Origin of the sequence: Nonomuraea helvata, assembly GCF_039535785.1 — a bacterium.
Lineage (GTDB): Bacteria > Actinomycetota > Actinomycetes > Streptosporangiales > Streptosporangiaceae > Nonomuraea > Nonomuraea helvata.
This window is the reverse complement of the sequence record NZ_BAAAXV010000001.1, coordinates 405,310-420,213: the sequence shown is the minus strand read 5'-3', so window position 1 is coordinate 420,213 and position 14,904 is coordinate 405,310. Positions and strand designations below refer to the sequence as shown.

Below are 14,904 nucleotides of genomic sequence, written 5' to 3'. Positions count from 1 at the left end.
GGCCACTGCGGAGGGTAAGGGCCAGCCATGGACAGCCTGGTCAGAGCACCTGTCGCGCACCCGTCCCGGCCGCGCGAGCTCGAGGTCGAGCCGCTGCGCCGGCGGCTGGAGGAGACCGTGGACGGCGAGGTGCGGTTCGACACCGGCAGCCGCGCCGCCTATGCCAGGGACGCCTCCAACTACCGGCAGGTCCCCATCGGCGTGGTGGTGCCCTACACGCTCGACGCCGGGGTGGCGGCGGTGGCCGCGTGCCGGTCCCGCGACGTGCCGGTGCTGTCCCGGGGCGGCGGCACCAGCCTGGCCGGGCAGTGCTGCAACGCGGCCGTGGTGATCGACTGGTCCAAGTACTGCGGCGCCGTGGAGTGCGTGGACGCCGCGGCCAGGAAGGTCACGGTGCAGGCCGGGGCGGTGCTGGACGCGGTCGACCACGAGCTGGCGCGGTACGGGCTCATGGTCGGCCCGAGGCCGTCCAGCCACCCGAACTGCACGATCGGCGGCATGATCGGCAACGACTCGTGCGGGGCGTCCGCGCAGGCGTACGGGAAGATGGCGGAGTCGGTGCTGCGCCTGGAGATCCTCACCTACGACGGCGTCCGCACCTGGACCGGGCCGACGGACGACGCCGAGTACGCCAGGATCCAGGCCGGGGGCGGCCGGCCGGCCGAGATCTACCGGCAGCTCCGCGAGCTGCGCGACGACACCATGGAGCTGGTGCGCATCCGCTTCCCCAAGCTGGAGCGGCGCGTCTCCGGCTACAACCTGGACGAGCTCCTGCCCGAGAACGGCTTCAACGTGGCCCGCGCCCTCGTCGGCAGCGAGGGCACGCTGGCGACCGTGCTCCGCGCCGAGCTGTCCGTGGTGCCCAAGCCGGCCGCGCGGGCGGTGGCGGTGCTCGGGTTCGAGGACATCTTCGCCGCCGCGGACGCCGTCCCGGCCGTCGCCCGGCACCGGCCGATCGCGCTGGAGGCCATGGACGAGAACATGTACCGGCTCGCCCGGCAGGAGCACCCCGGGGATCCCGCGCTCAAGGACCTGCCGGAGGGGGCGGGGTGGCTGCTGGTGCAGTTCGGCGGTGACACGCCGGACCAGGCGCGCGAGCGGGCCGAGGAGCTGATGCGCGACGTCGGCGAGCACGCGACGCACACCTTCCTCGGCGACCCGGCCAGGGAGGACCGGCTGTGGCGGTGGCGCGAGTCCGGGCTGGGCGTGGAGGCGTACCCGCCGACGGGGCGGCAGACGTACGAGGGCTGGTCGGACGCGGCCGTGCCGCCCGAGCGGCTGGGTGAGTACCTGCGCGACTACGACCGGCTGCTGCGCCGCCACGGCTACCAGGACTCGGCGCTCTACGGGCACTTCGGGCAAGGGTGCGTGCACGGCAGGCTCCCGCTCGACCTGCACACCGACGACGGGATCGCCCGATACCGGGCGTTCGCGCAGGAGGCGGCCGACCTGGTGGCCTCCTACGGTGGCTCGTTGTCCGGGGAGCACGGCGACGGGCAGGCGCTGGCCGAGCTGCTGCCACGCATGTTCGGCGACGAGGTGGTGGCGGCGTTCGGCCGGCTCAAGGCCATCTTCGACCCCCGCAACCGGATGAACCCCGGCAAGGTCGTCCACCCGCACCGCCTCGACCAGGACCTCGCCCAGCGGCACTTCTACCCGCTCGAACCCAAGGACAAGTTCTTCGACTACCCGCAGGACCACGGCCGCTTCGGGCACGCCGCCACCCGGTGCGTCGGCATCGGCAAGTGCCGCCGGCACACCTTCGAGGGCGGGGTGATGTGCCCCAGCTACCGGGTGACGCGCGAGGAGGAGCACTCCACGCGCGGGCGGGCCCGCCTGCTGGGGGAGATGGTACGCGGCGAGCTGATCACGGACGGCTGGCGGTCGAAGGAGGTGCGCGACGCGCTCGACCTCTGCCTGGCCTGCAAGGGCTGCAGGTCCGAGTGCCCGGTGAACGTGGACATGGCCACGTACAAGGCCGAGTTCCTCGCCCAGCACTACCGGCACCGGCTGCGGCCGCGCGAGCACTACGCCCTGGGCTGGCTGCCGAGGTGGGCCGCGCTCGCCTCCGTCGCGCCCCGCACGGTCAACGCCCTGACACACGCGCCGGGGCTGTCGCTGCTGGTGAAGGCACTCGGGGGGATCGCCGAGGAGCGGGAGTTGCCCCGGTTCGCCCGGGAGCGGTTCACCGACTGGTTCAAGCGGCGCGGCACGCCGCGGGCCGGGACGCGGGGGAAGGTCGTGCTGTGGGCCGACACGTTCACGAACAACTTCGACCCGCACATCGGACAGGCGGCGGTGGGCGTGCTGGAGGCGGCCGGGTTCGAGGTGCACGTGCCGCCGGTGCCGCTGTGCTGCGGGCTGACGTGGATCTCCACGGGACAGCTCGCGACCGCGCGCCGGGTGCTCGCCCGCAGCGTGCGCGCGCTGCGGCCGTGGGCCGAGTCGGGAGTGCCGGTGGTGGGGCTGGAGCCCAGCTGCACCGCCGTGTTCCGCGCCGACGGGCCGGAGCTGCTGAACACGCCGGACACGCGGCTCGTCTCGGAGCGGACGCTCACACTGGCCGAGCTGCTCGAGTCGAAGGCACCCGACTGGCGCCCGGACTCCTCCGGCGGGGAGGCGGTGGCGCAGGTGCACTGCCATCAGAGCGCCATCATGGGGTACGACGCCGACCGCGCGGTCCTCGACCGCTTCGGGATCCGCACGGAGGTGCTGAACGCGGGCTGCTGCGGACTGGCCGGAAACTTCGGCTTCGAGCGCTCACACTACGACGTCTCGGTGGCCTGCGCCGAGGAGTCCGTCTGGCCCGCCGTCCGGTCCGCGGGCCCGGACCAGGCGATCCTGGCCGACGGCTTCTCCTGCCGCACCCAGATCGCCGCCGCCCGGACCGGCCGCCAGGCCCGCCATCTGGCCGAGCTGCTCGCCGCCGCACTCCACGATGCTTGCAAGTGATCTATTCCAGCGCTTTTAAAGGGCGTCGCAAGGATTTCCGTTCACATTTCAACCATGCGACGTCTAATCAAAATCATTTCGCCCGTCATCGCGGGCCTGGTTGCCGCCGCCGGTTTCTCCGGCACGGCGCAGGCCGCGGGTCCGGGCAGGCTCGAGGCGTATTACGCGCAGCGGGTGGCCTGGTCCTCCTGTGGCAACGGATACCAATGCGGCAAATTACGAGTGCCGCTCGACTATTCGCAGCCCGGCGGCAAGCAGATTAAGATCAGCCTGGTCCGGCTGCCGGCCACCGGTAAAAAGATCGGCTCGATCGTGCTCAATTTCGGCGGCCCTGGAATATCCGGCGTCGACTCCTTGAAAGCGAGCAAGGCGACCGTCTCCGCCGCCATCAGGCAGCGGTTCGACGTGGTCAGCTTCGACCCCCGCGGCGTAGGCGGGTCGGCCCCCGTACGCTGCCTGAACACCCTCGGGCTGGACGCGTACTTCGCCACCGACCCGACGCCCGACGACCGCGCCGAGGTCAAGCAGGCCAAGCAGTGGGCCAAGGCGTTCGCCGGCGCCTGCGGGACCAGCTCGGGCAGGCAGCTCCTCGCGCACGTCGGCACCGGCGAGGCGGCCAGGGACATGGACGTGATGCGGGCCGCGCTCGGCGAGACCCGGCTGACGTATCTCGGCTGGTCGTACGGCACCTACCTGGGCGCCAGGTACGCCGACCTGTTCCCCACGAGGATCCGCGCCATGGTGCTCGACGGCGCGGAGGACCCGAACCAGACGGGCCCCGAGTTCGCCCAGTCGCAGGCCCTGGGCTTCCGGGTGGCGACGGAGTCGTTCCTGCGCGACTGCTTCAGGACCAAGGACTGCCCGTTCAGGCAGCACTCGATCGGCGCGGCGTTGAAGAAGCTCGAGGCGCTGTACAAGCGGGCCGACCGGGCGCCGCTGCGCAACGTCTACGACGGCCGGCAGGTCAGCGAGGCCGTCGCGCGGACCGGTGTGACGGCCTCGCTGTACTCCACGGCCAGCTGGCCCGTGCTGCGCAAGGCGCTGACGGCGGCGTTCAAGGGCGACGGCACCTACCTGCTGCTGCTCGCCGACGACTACAACGGCCGCCGGTCCGACGGCAGGTACGACAACCGGTACGAGGCGCAGATGGCCATCAGCTGCGTCGACCATCCCGAGTCGCGCTGCCCGTACTGGCCGGTCAAGGGCACCCGGTTCACCAAGAAGGTGCGGGCCGCGGGGTCGCCGCCGATCCTGGTGGTGGGCACCACGCGTGACCCCGCCACGCCGTACAAGCTGGCCCAGCAGCTGGCCGCCCAGCTGTCGAACGGCGTGCTGCTCACCAACGACGCCGACGGCCACACCGCGTACCGCGGCGGCTCGACCTGCGTGGAGCGGCAGATCGACCGGTACCTGATCACGGCCGCCGCGCCGCGCCCCGGCGCCTGCTCGGCCAAGGCGTGACGGAAACGACGACACCAGTCCCACACCACGGTGTGGGACTGGTGTCGTTCGGGTCAACCCTGGCCGTGCCTGCCGCCCGGCGGGGCCCTGACGGGAGAGATTGGCGGACGTAGCCGGAAATGCCCTCCCGAGGAGCCCATGGAGTCGCTGCTGATCCTGCACGCGGTGGCGGCGGTGTGCGCTCCCTGGCTGGTCAGGCGCGCGTCCCTGGCCGTGCTCGCGCTCCCTCCCGCCGCCGCCTTCCTCGCCACGGCGCTGGGGCGGCTGCCCGCGCGGGAGAGCCGGACCTGGGCGCCCCCGCTCGGGCTGGAGCTGGCCTTCCGGGTCGACGCGCTCGCCGTGCTCATGATGTCGCTGGTCACCGGCGTGGGCGCGCTGATCATGATCTACAGCGCCCGCTACTTCCCGCGGGGCGACGAGTGGGCCGGGCGCTACGGCGTCTTCATGTCGGGCTTCGCCGGCTCGATGCTGGGGCTGGTGGCCGCCGACAACCTGCTCCTGCTGTACGTCTTCTGGGAGCTGACCACCGTCTGCTCCTACCTGCTCATCGGGTACGACCCCGAGAGCAGGCCGAGCAGGCGGGCCGCGATGAAGGCGCTGTGGATCACCACGATCGGCGGTCTCGCCATGCTGGCCGGGTTCGTCCTGCTCGGCCAGGCGGCGGGCACGTACCGCATCTCGGACATCCTCGCCCATCCGCCGCACGTGGGCCCCGCCGCCGTCGTGCTCATCCTGGCCGGGGCGCTGTCGAAGTCGGCGATCTTCCCGTTCAGCACGTGGCTGCCGGCCGCCATGGCCGCCCCCACCCCCGTCTCCGCGTACCTGCACGCGGCCGCCATGGTGAAGGCGGGCGTGTACCTGCTGGCCAGGCTCGGCCCAGCGCTCGGTGACGTGGCCCCGTGGCGCGAGGTGGCCGTGCCGCTCGGCGTGGTCACGATGCTGCTGGGCGGGTGGCGGGCGCTGCGCGAGACGGACCTCAAGCGGCTGCTCGCCTACGGCACGGTCGGCCAGCTCGGCCTCCTCACGGTGCTGTTCGGCTCGGGGAACGGCGGCGCGGCGCTGGCCGGGGCCGCCATGCTCCTGGCGCACGCGCTGTTCAAGGCCGCCCTGTTCCTGGTGGTGGGCATCGTCGATCACCAGGCGGGCAGTCGCGACCTGCGCGAGCTCAGCGGGGTCGGCCGGTCGATGCCGTGGGTGTGCGGGGTCGCGGTGCTGGCCGGGGCGTCGATGACGGGGCTGCCGCCGCTGGTGGGGTTCGCCGGCAAGGAGGCCGCGCTGGAGACGCTCCTGGGCACGCCACTCGTGCCGGCGGGCATGGTGACGGGGGTGGTGGTGGGGTCGGCGTTGACGGCGGCGTACACGTTGCGGTTCCTGTGGGGGGCGTTCTGCGACAAGCCGGGGGTGGCGGCGCGGGAGACCCGTCGTGTGCCCGCGGCCATGTTCGGGCCCGCCGCGCTGCTGTCGGTGCTCGGGCTGGCGCTGGCGCCGTTCGCGTCCTGGTACGGCCACGCACTGTCCGGATATATCGCGACTTTTCGTGATAAGGGGCATGAGACCCATGTGGTGCTGTGGGGCGGCTTCTCCCTGCCGCTCCTGCTGTCGGCCGTGTCACTGGCGGGCGGGGTGGCGCTCTTCCTGGCCAGGGAGCCCGTGGCCAGGGCGGGAGCGGCGCTGCACGTGCTCGACTCCGGCCAGATCTTCTGGTCGGCGGTACGGCGGCTCGACCGCTTCGCCATTCAGCTCACCGGCCTCGTCCAGCGCGGATCCGTGCCCGACTACCTCACGCTCACCCTGTTCGCCGCGATCGGCGTCGGCGTGTTCTCCCTCGCGTCCGGCGGCCCGCCCCGCCTCGACGTGCCCGTCGTCGCCTGGCAGCGTCCCGAGCAGCTCCTCGTGGCCGCCCTCATCGTGGCGTCGGCCGCGCTGGCGCTGTTCGCCCGCGCGTACATACTCCTGGGCGTCGTCGTCGGGATCACCGGGTACGGCACGGCGCTGCTCTTCCTCGTCCACGGCTCGCCCGACCTGGCGCTCACCCAGTTCCTGGCCGAGACGGTGAGCCTGGTCGTGTTCGCGCTGGTGCTGCGGCGGCTGCCGATCGGACCGGTCAGGGGGCGGCTGCCGTTCTGGTTCAGGACAGGGCTCGGGCTGGCCGTGGCCGTGGTGGTCACGGGCGCGGGCATGCTGGCGATGGGCGCGCGGACCGCCCGGCCGGTCGGCGCGCTCATGGGGGCGGCGGCCGAGCAGGCCGGGGCCAGGAACATCGTCAGCGCCCTCATCGTCGACATCCGGGCCTGGGACACCATGGGTGAGAGCACGGTGCTCGTCGTGCTGACGCTGGGCGTGACGAGCCTGGTGTTCCTGCGGCGCACGTCGTACCACATCGAGCCGGGCCCGCACGCGCCCGCCGACCGCACCCGCTGGCTGGCGGCCACCCTCCCGCGCGGGCAGCGGGCGCTGGCGTTCGAGGTGGTGGCCAGGCTGACGTTCCACACCGTGCTGGTGCTCTCGGTGTTCCTGCTGTTCATCGGGCACAGCGCGGTCGGCGGCGGGTTCGCCGGCGGCATCGTGGCCGGGATGGCGATCACCGTGCGCTACCTGGCGGGCGGGCGGAACGAACTGGCCGCCGCCGTCCCGATGCACGCGGGCGTCCTCATGGGCGCCGGGCTCACGCTGTCGACGGGCACGGCGCTGGCCGGGCTGCTGTTCGGGCGGGCGGCGCTGGACCTGCTCTCCACCGACGTGACCGTCCCCCTGGCAGGCCACCTGCACATGGGCACGGGGCTGCTGTTCGACCTCGGCGTGTACGTGTCCGTCGTCGGCATGGTGCAGGACATCCTGCGCGCCCTCGGCGCCGAACTCGACCGGCAGATCGACGCCGAGGAGCGCGCGTGACCGTCACCCTGCTGCCGTTCCTGGCCTGCGGCGCGATGATCGTCACCGGGGTCACGCTGCTGCTGGAGCGGAGCCTCGTACGGGTGCTGGCCGGCGTCATCGTCCTGGGCAACGGCGTGAACCTGCTGATCGTCACCGCCGGCGGCGACCCGGGCGCCCCGCCCTTCGTGGGTGCCCAAGGGATCGCCGACCCGCTGCCGCAGGCCATGGTGCTGACCGCCATCGTGATCACCCTGGGCGTGACCGCGTACCTGCTGGCCCTGGTGCACCGGTCGTGGCAGCTGTGCGGGAGCGACGAGGTCCAGGACGACACCGAGGACCGGCGCGTGCGCCTGCGCGCCCGCCGGGGGGAGCTGAGCGAGGCCGTACGCGCCCGGCAGAACGCCTACCGGCGGCTGGTCGCCGAGCAGCGGGCCGAGCTGGCCCGGATGGAGGCCGAGCAGGCGGAACGGGAGCGGCTGCAGGAGGCCGACCTGGAGCGGCGCATCTCCAGGGTGCACACCGAGCTCGAGCAGTGGATGCGGGCCAGCCGGGAGGAAGGGCTGTCGGAGGAGGACATGCACCGACGCTTCGAGGAGGCCGGGCTCCGGGACGACACGCTGGCCATGGACAACCTCGAGCGCATCGACGAGCTCCGGGAGCAGTACGCGCGGGGGCGGGAGGAGCAGGCGGCCAGGGAACGGGCGCTGCGTCGCCGGCTCAAGGCGCGGCAGCGGGAGGCGCGCCGGCAGATGCGCGCGGCCATCAGGGAGGAGCGGGAGCGCCAGGCCCTCGCCCAGGATCCCGAACTGGAAGGCGAGGACTGACCCATGCGCCCTCCAGGCCCGGCCGCCCCCTGCCCGCCCTCCCGCCGTATGGGGTTGAGGTCCCCGACGGTGGGGCGCCCGGTGGCGTGGGGGTGCGGGTGATCGAGCGCCTGGTGTGCCTGCCCGTCCTCCTGCCGCTCCTCGCCGCAGGGGTGAAGCTGGCGATCGGCGGCCGCCTGCGCCGGGTGCAGTCGCTCATCAGCCTGGCCACCCTGGCCGTCTCGGTCGCCGTGTCGGTGGTGCTGCTGCGGGCGGCCGACGCGCGTGGCCCGCTGGTCACCGACCTGGGCGGGTGGCCGGCGCCGATCGGCATCTCCCTGGTGGCCGACCGGCTGTCCGCGCTGGTGCTGCTGGTGTCGTCGGCGGTGACGTTCTGCGTCATGGTCTACTCGGTCGCCAACGCCTACGCCGCGCAGGAGCACGACGCCCCCATGGCGATCTTCCACCCGGCCTTCCTGGTCATGGTGGCGGGGGTGGCGGACGCGTTCCTGTCGGGCGACCTGTTCAACCTGTTCGTGGCGTTCGAGCTGCTGCTGAGCGGCTCGTACGTGCTCCTCACGTTCGGCGGCACGGAGCCGAGGATCCGGGCGGGCGCCACGTACACGCTGATGGCCCTGGCCTCGTCGATGCTGTTCCTGATCGCGCTGGCCATCACCTACGCCGCCACCGGCACCCTGTCGTTGGCGCAGCTCGCCGAGCGGTTCGCCAGGCTGCCCGACCAGGTGGAGATGCTGGTGGAGCTGACACTGCTGCTGGCCTTCGCGATCAAGGCGGCGATCTTCCCCGTGTCGGCCTGGCTGCCGGACTCCTATCCCACCGCGCCCGCCCCGGCCACAGCCGTGTTCGCCGGGCTGCTCACCAAGGTGGGCGTCTACTCGATCATCCGGCTCGAGGCGCTGCTCTTCCCCGGCGGGCCGGTGTCCACCCTGCTCATGTGGGTGGCGCTGGCCACGATGCTGGCGGGCGTGCTGGGCGCGGTGGCGCAGACCGACCTCAAGCGCATGCTCTCGTTCACCCTGGTCAGCCACCTCGGGTACATGGTGTTCGGCGTGGGCCTGTCCACCGTGGCCGGGCTGACGGGGGCGATCTTCTACATGCTCCACCACATCACCGTGCAGACGAGCCTGTTCCTGGTGACCGGGCTGGTCGAGCTGCGCACCGGCACCACGTCGGTGTCCAGGATGGGCGGCCTGATGAGGGCCGCGCCGCTGCTCGCCGTGCTGTTCTTCGTGCCCGCCATGAACCTGTCGGGCATCCCGCCCATGTCGGGCTTCCTGGGCAAGCTGCTGCTGGTGCAGGCGAGCCTGTCCCACGGCGGACCGCTGCCGGTCGCGTTCGTGGTGGCGGGCCTGATGACGAGCCTGCTCACCCTGTACGCCGTCGCCAAGACGTGGGGCAAGGCGTTCTGGGGCGCCCCGCGCGCCGTGCGGGCGGGCGCGGTCCTGGAGAGCGAGGAGTACACGGGCGAGGAGCCGACCGTCACGACGGCCGTGCTCCCGGTGGCGCTGTCGGGGGCGGTGGCGGCACTGGTCGCGATGGGGCTGGCGTTCACGGTGCTGGCCGGGCCGCTGTCGGCGCTGGCGCACCGGGCGGCCGTCGAGCTGTCGGCCCGCGAGCCGTACATCGCGGCCGTGCTCGGGAGCAGGCGGTGATGCCCCGGCTGGCGCTGGTCGCCTGGCTGGCGGTGGTGTGGGTGACGCTGTGGGGCGACCTGACGGCCGGCAACGTGCTCGGCGGGCTGGTGGCCGGGCTGGCGGTGACGTCGCTGCTGCCGCTGCCCGTCCTCGACCCGGGCATCAGGATCCACCCGGTGGCGCTGGCGGGCTTCCTGCTCTGGTTCGGCCGGGACCTGGTGGTCTCGACCGCGCGCGTGGTGCTCTGGGTGGTGCGGCCGGGCGCGCCACCCACCCAGATCGTCCGGGTACGGCTGCGCACGTCGTCGGAGTCCATGACCGTGCTGATCATGGTCGCGATCTCGACCGTGCCGGGCAGCCTCGTGGTGGAGGCCTACCCCGAGGAGCGCGAGCTGGTCCTGCACGTGCTGGGACGCCCGGGGGACGTCACCGAGGCCGTCCGGGCGGACGTGGCCGTGCTGGAGTCGCGTGTCGTGGCGGCCTTCGGCACCTCACGGGACAGGCAGGAGCTCCCATGACGACGGTCTATCTGGTGACGCTCGGGCTGCTCGGATGCGCGGCGCTCGCCACGCTCTACCGGTTGGGGCGCGGGCCGACGATGCTGGACCGGTCGGTGGCGCTCGACGTGCTGACCTCGCTGTCGATGTGCGTCGTCGGCGCGTTCGCCGTGGTCATGGACGACTATTCGGACCTGCCGGTCCTGCTGGTGCTGTCGCTGCTGGGGTTCGTCGGGTCCGTGGTGCTGGCCAGGTTCTTCTCGGGGAGGTCGCGATGAGCGCTCTCGACGTGGCGGCGGCGGCCTGCCTGCTGCTGGGCGCGGCGCTGGCGCTGTCGGCCGGGGTGGGGCTCGTCCGCTTCCGGACCACCTTGGACCGGATGCACGCCGGCACCAAACCGCAGGTGCTCGGCGTGCTCCTGGTGCTGCTGGCCATGTGGCTGCGCCGGCCCACCTGGGCGAACGCGGGGCCGCTGCTGCTGGCGGGCGTCTCGCAGGTGATCACCGTGTCGGTGGCGGCGTACATGGTGGCGCGGGCGGCCTACTCACGCGACCGCGCGGACGACGATACCGAGCTCCCGCCCGAGGACTGATCCTTCCCGTCCGACCGGCTGAGCGCCGCCTGGCCGAACCAGGTCCACAGAGCCAGCGCGGCCAGGATTCCCCCGGTGGTCCAGCCCAACGCGGGACCGAACAGGTAGTCGATCACGAGCAGGGTGGCCGTCGTCATGGAGACCGTCAGCGCGAGCGCGCCCACGATGCCGTAGTGGTTGGAGCGCCGTACCAGCGTCTCCTTGCGTCCCTGCCGGAACAGCACCCGGTGCTGCGCGGTCGGCGCGATGTAGCAGATCGACGCGACGGCGGCGCTGACCAGCGCCACGTAGAACAGCCACCGGTCGGCCAGATCCAGCTTGACGAAGCCGGGCGAGAACGGCACGGTCAGCAGGAACGCGAACAGCACCTGCACCCCGGTCACCGCCACGCGCGCGCCCTGCAGGAGCTCCACGAAATTCCGGTCCGCGCGCTCCTGGTCCGACTCGTTCTTCACGCCGCCTCCCGCCTTTGGAACGAGGAATCCTCCTTCCTTGGCAAAGCGGGCTAAAACATCAGGTCGATAATCTTGGCCGGGGTGATCGGGAGGTCGCGCACGCGGTGGCCGGTGGCGTGGTGCACGGCGTTGCCGATGGCGGCCGCCGTGCCGACGATGCCGATCTCGCCGATGCCCTTGCTGCCCATGGGGTTGAGCTCGCCGTCCTCCTCCTCCAGCCAGACCGCCTCGATGTCCGGCACGTCCGCGCAGGCCGGCACGTGATACTGGGCCAGGTCGCGCCGGAGGAAGCCGCCGAACTCCTCGTCGGTGAACGTCTCCTCCATCAGCGCCATCCCCATGCCCATCGTCATGCCCCCGACGAACTGCGACCTGGCCAGCGTGGCGTCCACGATGTGCCCCGCGGCGAACACGCCGAGCAGACGCGAGACGCGTAGCTCGCCGGTCACGGAGTTCACCCGCACCTCGGCGAACTGGGCGCCGAAGGCGTGCCTGGCCAGCTCCGCGTCCCGCTTGACCTCCTCGGTGGTGTCGGCGCGGCCCACCGCGCCGTTCACCTTGAGCCCCTCGCAGGCGCGTACGATCGCCGACCCCCACGAGGCCGTGCCCATGGAGCCGCCGGCGACCGGCGCGTCCGGCAGGTCGCTGTCGCCCAGCTCGACGTGGACCCGGTCGGGCGCGACGCCCAGCGCCTCCGCCGCGATCCTGGTCAGCGCGGTACGCGCGCCGGTCCCGATGTCGGCGGCGGCGATCTGGACCAGGAAGTCGCCCTCCCGCATGGTGACGACGGCCTTGGACGGGCTGCGCCTGGACGGGTAGGTGGAGGCGGCCACACCGCTGCCGATCAGCCACTCGCCGTCCCGCAGGCGCGCGGGCTCGGGATCGCGCCGGTCCCAGTGGAAGCGGTGCGCCCCCTCGCGCAGGCAGGCCACCAGATTGCGGGAGCTGAACGGCAGGCCGCTCTCCGGCTCGACCTCCGGATCGTTGAGCACGCGCAGCTCGATCGGGTCGATGCCGGCGGCGTAGGCCAGCTCGTCCATGGCGGACTCCAGCGCGTACATGCCGGGGCACTCGCCCGGGGCGCGCATCCACGACGGGGTGGCGACGTCCAGCCGGACGAGCCGGTGCGCGGTGCGCAGCGCGGGCGTGGCGTACATGACGCGGCTCGGGGTCGCGGTCTGCTCGGCGAACTCCACCAGCGTCGAGCTCTGCTCGTAGGCCACGTGCTCCAGCGCCGTCAGCCGGCCCTCCGCGTCGGCGCCGAGCCGCAGCCGCTGGATCGTCGGCGTACGGTAGCCGGTCACGTCGAACATCTGCTGCCTGGTCAGCACGGCCTTGACCGGGCGGCCGACGGCTTTGGCGGCCAGGGCGGCCAGCACGGCCTGCGGCCTGGCCGTGCCCTTCGAGCCGAACCCGCCGCCGACGTGCCTGGACACCACGCGGACCTGCTCCCTGGGCAGGCCCAGCGTCTTCGCGATGAGATCGCGGCTCGCGGAGGTGCCCTGCGCGGTGTCGTACACCAGCAGCCGGTCCTCGGTGTCCCACAGCGCCAGGGCGGCGTGCGGCTCCATCGGGTTGTTGTGCAGGACGGGCGTCGTGTAGGTCACGTCGACGCCGGTCTCGGCCGCGTCGAGCCCGGCCTCGACGTCGCCCTTCACGGTGTCGCACGGGTAGCCGGGGTTGACGGTCTCCGGCTGGTAGAGGTTGGGGTGGTCGGCGCGCAGGGTCACGTCGTGGAGGTCCTGCTCGTACTCGACGACGATCGCGTCCGCGGCGGCGCGGGCGTGCTCGTACGTGTCGGCCACCGCGGCGGCCACGATCTGCCCCCGGTAGGCGACGTCGCGGCTCTGGAACAGCGCCAGCTCGCCCTGGGCCTCCTCGCCGAGCCGGGGCGGGTCCTCGCTGGACAGCACGGCCAGCACGCCGGGCATGGCGAGCGCCTCGCCGCCGTCGATCCGCTTGATGCGGCCCTTGGCGATCCGCGACTGCACGGGATAGGCGTAGGTGACGCCCTCGGCCGGGTATTCGGCCGCGTACGTGGCCAGCCCGGTGACCTTGACGCGGCCCTCGACGCGGTTCACGATGCCAGCTCCTCGAGCGTGCGGACGATCACATTGCGGGCCAGCGGCAGCTTGAAGGCGTTGCGCGGCAGCGGCCTGGCCTGCTCCAGCTCCGCTTCGGCGGCCGTGAGGAACGCCTCCCCCGTCGCGGGGCCGCCGACCAGCACCTGTTCGGCCCGCTCGGCCCGCCAGGGCGCGTGGGCCACGCCGCCGAGCGCGATGCGGCAGCCGGCGACCACCCCGTCGCGGATGTCGAGCACGGCCGCGATGGACACGAGCGCGAACGCGAACGAGGCCCGCTCGCGTACCTTGCGGTAGAGCGAGGCGCCCGGCGGCGGCGCGGGCAGCTCCACGGCGGTGATCAGGTCGCCCGGCTCCAGCACGGTGTCCCGCTCGGGCGCGTCGCCCGGCAGCCGGTGCAGCCCGGGGATCGGGATGATCCGGTCACCGCCCGGGCCGGTGACATGCACCTCGGCCTCCAGCGCGGCCAGCGCGACCGCCATGTCGGACGGGTGGGTGGCCACGCAGGCGTGCGAGGTGCCGAGGATGGCCAGGTTCGTGTGGTCGCCCTCGATGGCCGGGCAGCCGGAGCCGGGCTCGCGCTTGTTGCAGGGCCTGGTCACGTCCTGGAAGTACGGGCAGCGGGTGCGCTGCAGCAGGTTGCCGGCGACCGTCGCCATGTTGCGCACCTGGCCGGACGCGCCGCTCAGCACCGCCCGCGCCAGCATGGGGTAGCGGGAGCGCACCAGGGGATCGGCGGCCAGATCGCTGTTGCGTACGGCGGCGCCGACGCGGACCCGGTCGCCGGCCTCCTCGATCGCGTCGAGCGGCAGCCGGCTGACGTCCACCAGGTGGTCGGGCCGTGCCACTCCCAGCCGCATGAGGTCCACCAGGTTGGTGCCGCCGCCCAGGTACATGGCGCCGGGCCCGCACCTGCTCACCGCGTCCGCAGGGCTCTGCGCGCGGGCGTACTCGAAGGTCTTCACGGCGCGACCTCGGCGATCGCGCTGACGATGTTGACGTAGGCGCCGCACCGGCACAGGTTGCCGCTCATCCGTTCGCGGATCTCCTCCGGGGTCAGGCCGGGGTCGGTGAGAAGGTCGTCGGTGATCGCGCTCGGGCCCGGCTCGCCCAGCATCCCGGCCGCCGAGCAGAGCTGGCCGGGCGTGCAGTAGCCGCACTGGAACGCGTCGTGCTCCATGAACGCCGTCTGCAGGGGATGCAGCTCGTCCTCATGGGCCAGCCCCTCGACGGTGGTGATCTCGGAGCCGTCCATCGCGACGGCCAGGGCCAGGCAGGAGTTGGCCCGCCGCCCGTCGATCAGTACCGTGCAGGCCCCGCACTGGCCGTGGTCGCAGCCCTTCTTCGCGCCGATCAGCCCCAGCCGCTCGCGCAGCAGGTCGAGCAGCGACATCCGGGGGTCCACTGTCACAGCGCGGGACACGCCGTTCACCATCAGGGTGATGTCCATGGCGCACGCCTACCCGAGGTCCAGACGAGGCAACCCCTGAGCGCGGTAAAGCGGGAGCCCCAGAGTTCCGTCCTGTTTTGTGGC

At 72.6% G+C, this 14,904-nt stretch carries 12 protein-coding genes; 8 read left to right on the top strand and 4 right to left on the bottom strand.

Translation table 11 applies throughout. The features are described 5' to 3' along the window. The first annotated feature begins 27 nt into the window (after positions 1–27). The 8 genes from ABD830_RS01820 (at position 28) to mnhG (ending at position 10,834) form a co-directional block, all read left to right on the top strand. A complete protein-coding gene (locus ABD830_RS01820; RefSeq protein ID WP_344984469.1) occupies positions 28–2,952 on the top strand; it encodes an FAD-binding and (Fe-S)-binding domain-containing protein in 2,925 nt (974 codons plus the stop codon). A 54-nt stretch (positions 2,953–3,006) separates the two neighbouring features. Then, the gene (locus ABD830_RS01815) at positions 3,007–4,413 is read left to right on the top strand and encodes an alpha/beta hydrolase (RefSeq protein WP_344984468.1); all 1,407 of its coding nucleotides are present in this window, start codon (positions 3,007–3,009) and stop codon (positions 4,411–4,413) included. Between the two features lie 138 nt (positions 4,414–4,551). After that, entirely contained in the window at positions 4,552–7,305 is a 2,754-nt protein-coding gene (locus tag ABD830_RS01810; RefSeq protein WP_344984467.1) for a Na+/H+ antiporter subunit A, read from the top strand. After that, entirely contained in the window at positions 7,302–8,111 is an 810-nt protein-coding gene (locus ABD830_RS01805) for a Na(+)/H(+) antiporter subunit C (RefSeq protein WP_344984465.1), read from the top strand. The genes ABD830_RS01810 and ABD830_RS01805 overlap by 4 nt, the downstream gene beginning before the upstream one ends. Before the next feature lie 101 nt (positions 8,112–8,212). Next, a complete protein-coding gene (locus ABD830_RS01800) occupies positions 8,213–9,763 on the top strand; it encodes a Na+/H+ antiporter subunit D (protein WP_344987602.1) in 1,551 nt (516 codons plus the stop codon). Next, complete coding sequence (locus ABD830_RS01795) at positions 9,763–10,263, top strand: Na+/H+ antiporter subunit E (protein WP_344987601.1); 501 nt, start codon at positions 9,763–9,765, stop codon at positions 10,261–10,263. Before ABD830_RS01800 ends, ABD830_RS01795 begins: the two co-directional genes overlap by 1 nt. Beyond that, complete coding sequence (locus ABD830_RS01790; RefSeq protein WP_344984464.1) at positions 10,260–10,520, top strand: MrpF/PhaF family protein; 261 nt, start codon at positions 10,260–10,262, stop codon at positions 10,518–10,520. The genes ABD830_RS01795 and ABD830_RS01790 overlap by 4 nt, the downstream gene beginning before the upstream one ends. After that, the gene (mnhG, locus tag ABD830_RS01785; protein ID WP_344984463.1) at positions 10,517–10,834 is read left to right on the top strand and encodes a monovalent cation/H(+) antiporter subunit G; all 318 of its coding nucleotides are present in this window, start codon (positions 10,517–10,519) and stop codon (positions 10,832–10,834) included. The genes ABD830_RS01790 and mnhG overlap by 4 nt, the downstream gene beginning before the upstream one ends. Here mnhG and ABD830_RS01780 read toward each other — a convergent pair. Genes ABD830_RS01780 through ABD830_RS01765 form a run of 4 tightly spaced genes read right to left on the bottom strand, consistent with a single transcriptional unit; the run spans position 10,783 to position 14,820 of the window. After that, positions 10,783–11,289, bottom strand: coding sequence for a DUF6328 family protein (locus ABD830_RS01780; protein ID WP_344984462.1), 507 nt, complete (start codon positions 11,287–11,289; stop codon positions 10,783–10,785). The genes mnhG and ABD830_RS01780 overlap by 52 nt on opposite strands. A gap of 50 nt (positions 11,290–11,339) precedes the next feature. After that, on the bottom strand, positions 11,340–13,370 hold the full coding sequence (locus ABD830_RS01775) for a xanthine dehydrogenase family protein molybdopterin-binding subunit (RefSeq protein ID WP_344984461.1): 2,031 nt from the start codon (positions 13,368–13,370) through the stop codon (positions 11,340–11,342). Then, positions 13,367–14,335, bottom strand: coding sequence for an FAD binding domain-containing protein (locus ABD830_RS01770; protein ID WP_344984460.1), 969 nt, complete (start codon positions 14,333–14,335; stop codon positions 13,367–13,369). The genes ABD830_RS01775 and ABD830_RS01770 overlap by 4 nt, the downstream gene beginning before the upstream one ends. Next, complete coding sequence (locus tag ABD830_RS01765) at positions 14,332–14,820, bottom strand: (2Fe-2S)-binding protein (protein ID WP_344984459.1); 489 nt, start codon at positions 14,818–14,820, stop codon at positions 14,332–14,334. The genes ABD830_RS01770 and ABD830_RS01765 overlap by 4 nt, the downstream gene beginning before the upstream one ends. Positions 14,821–14,904: the final 84 nt, after the last annotated feature.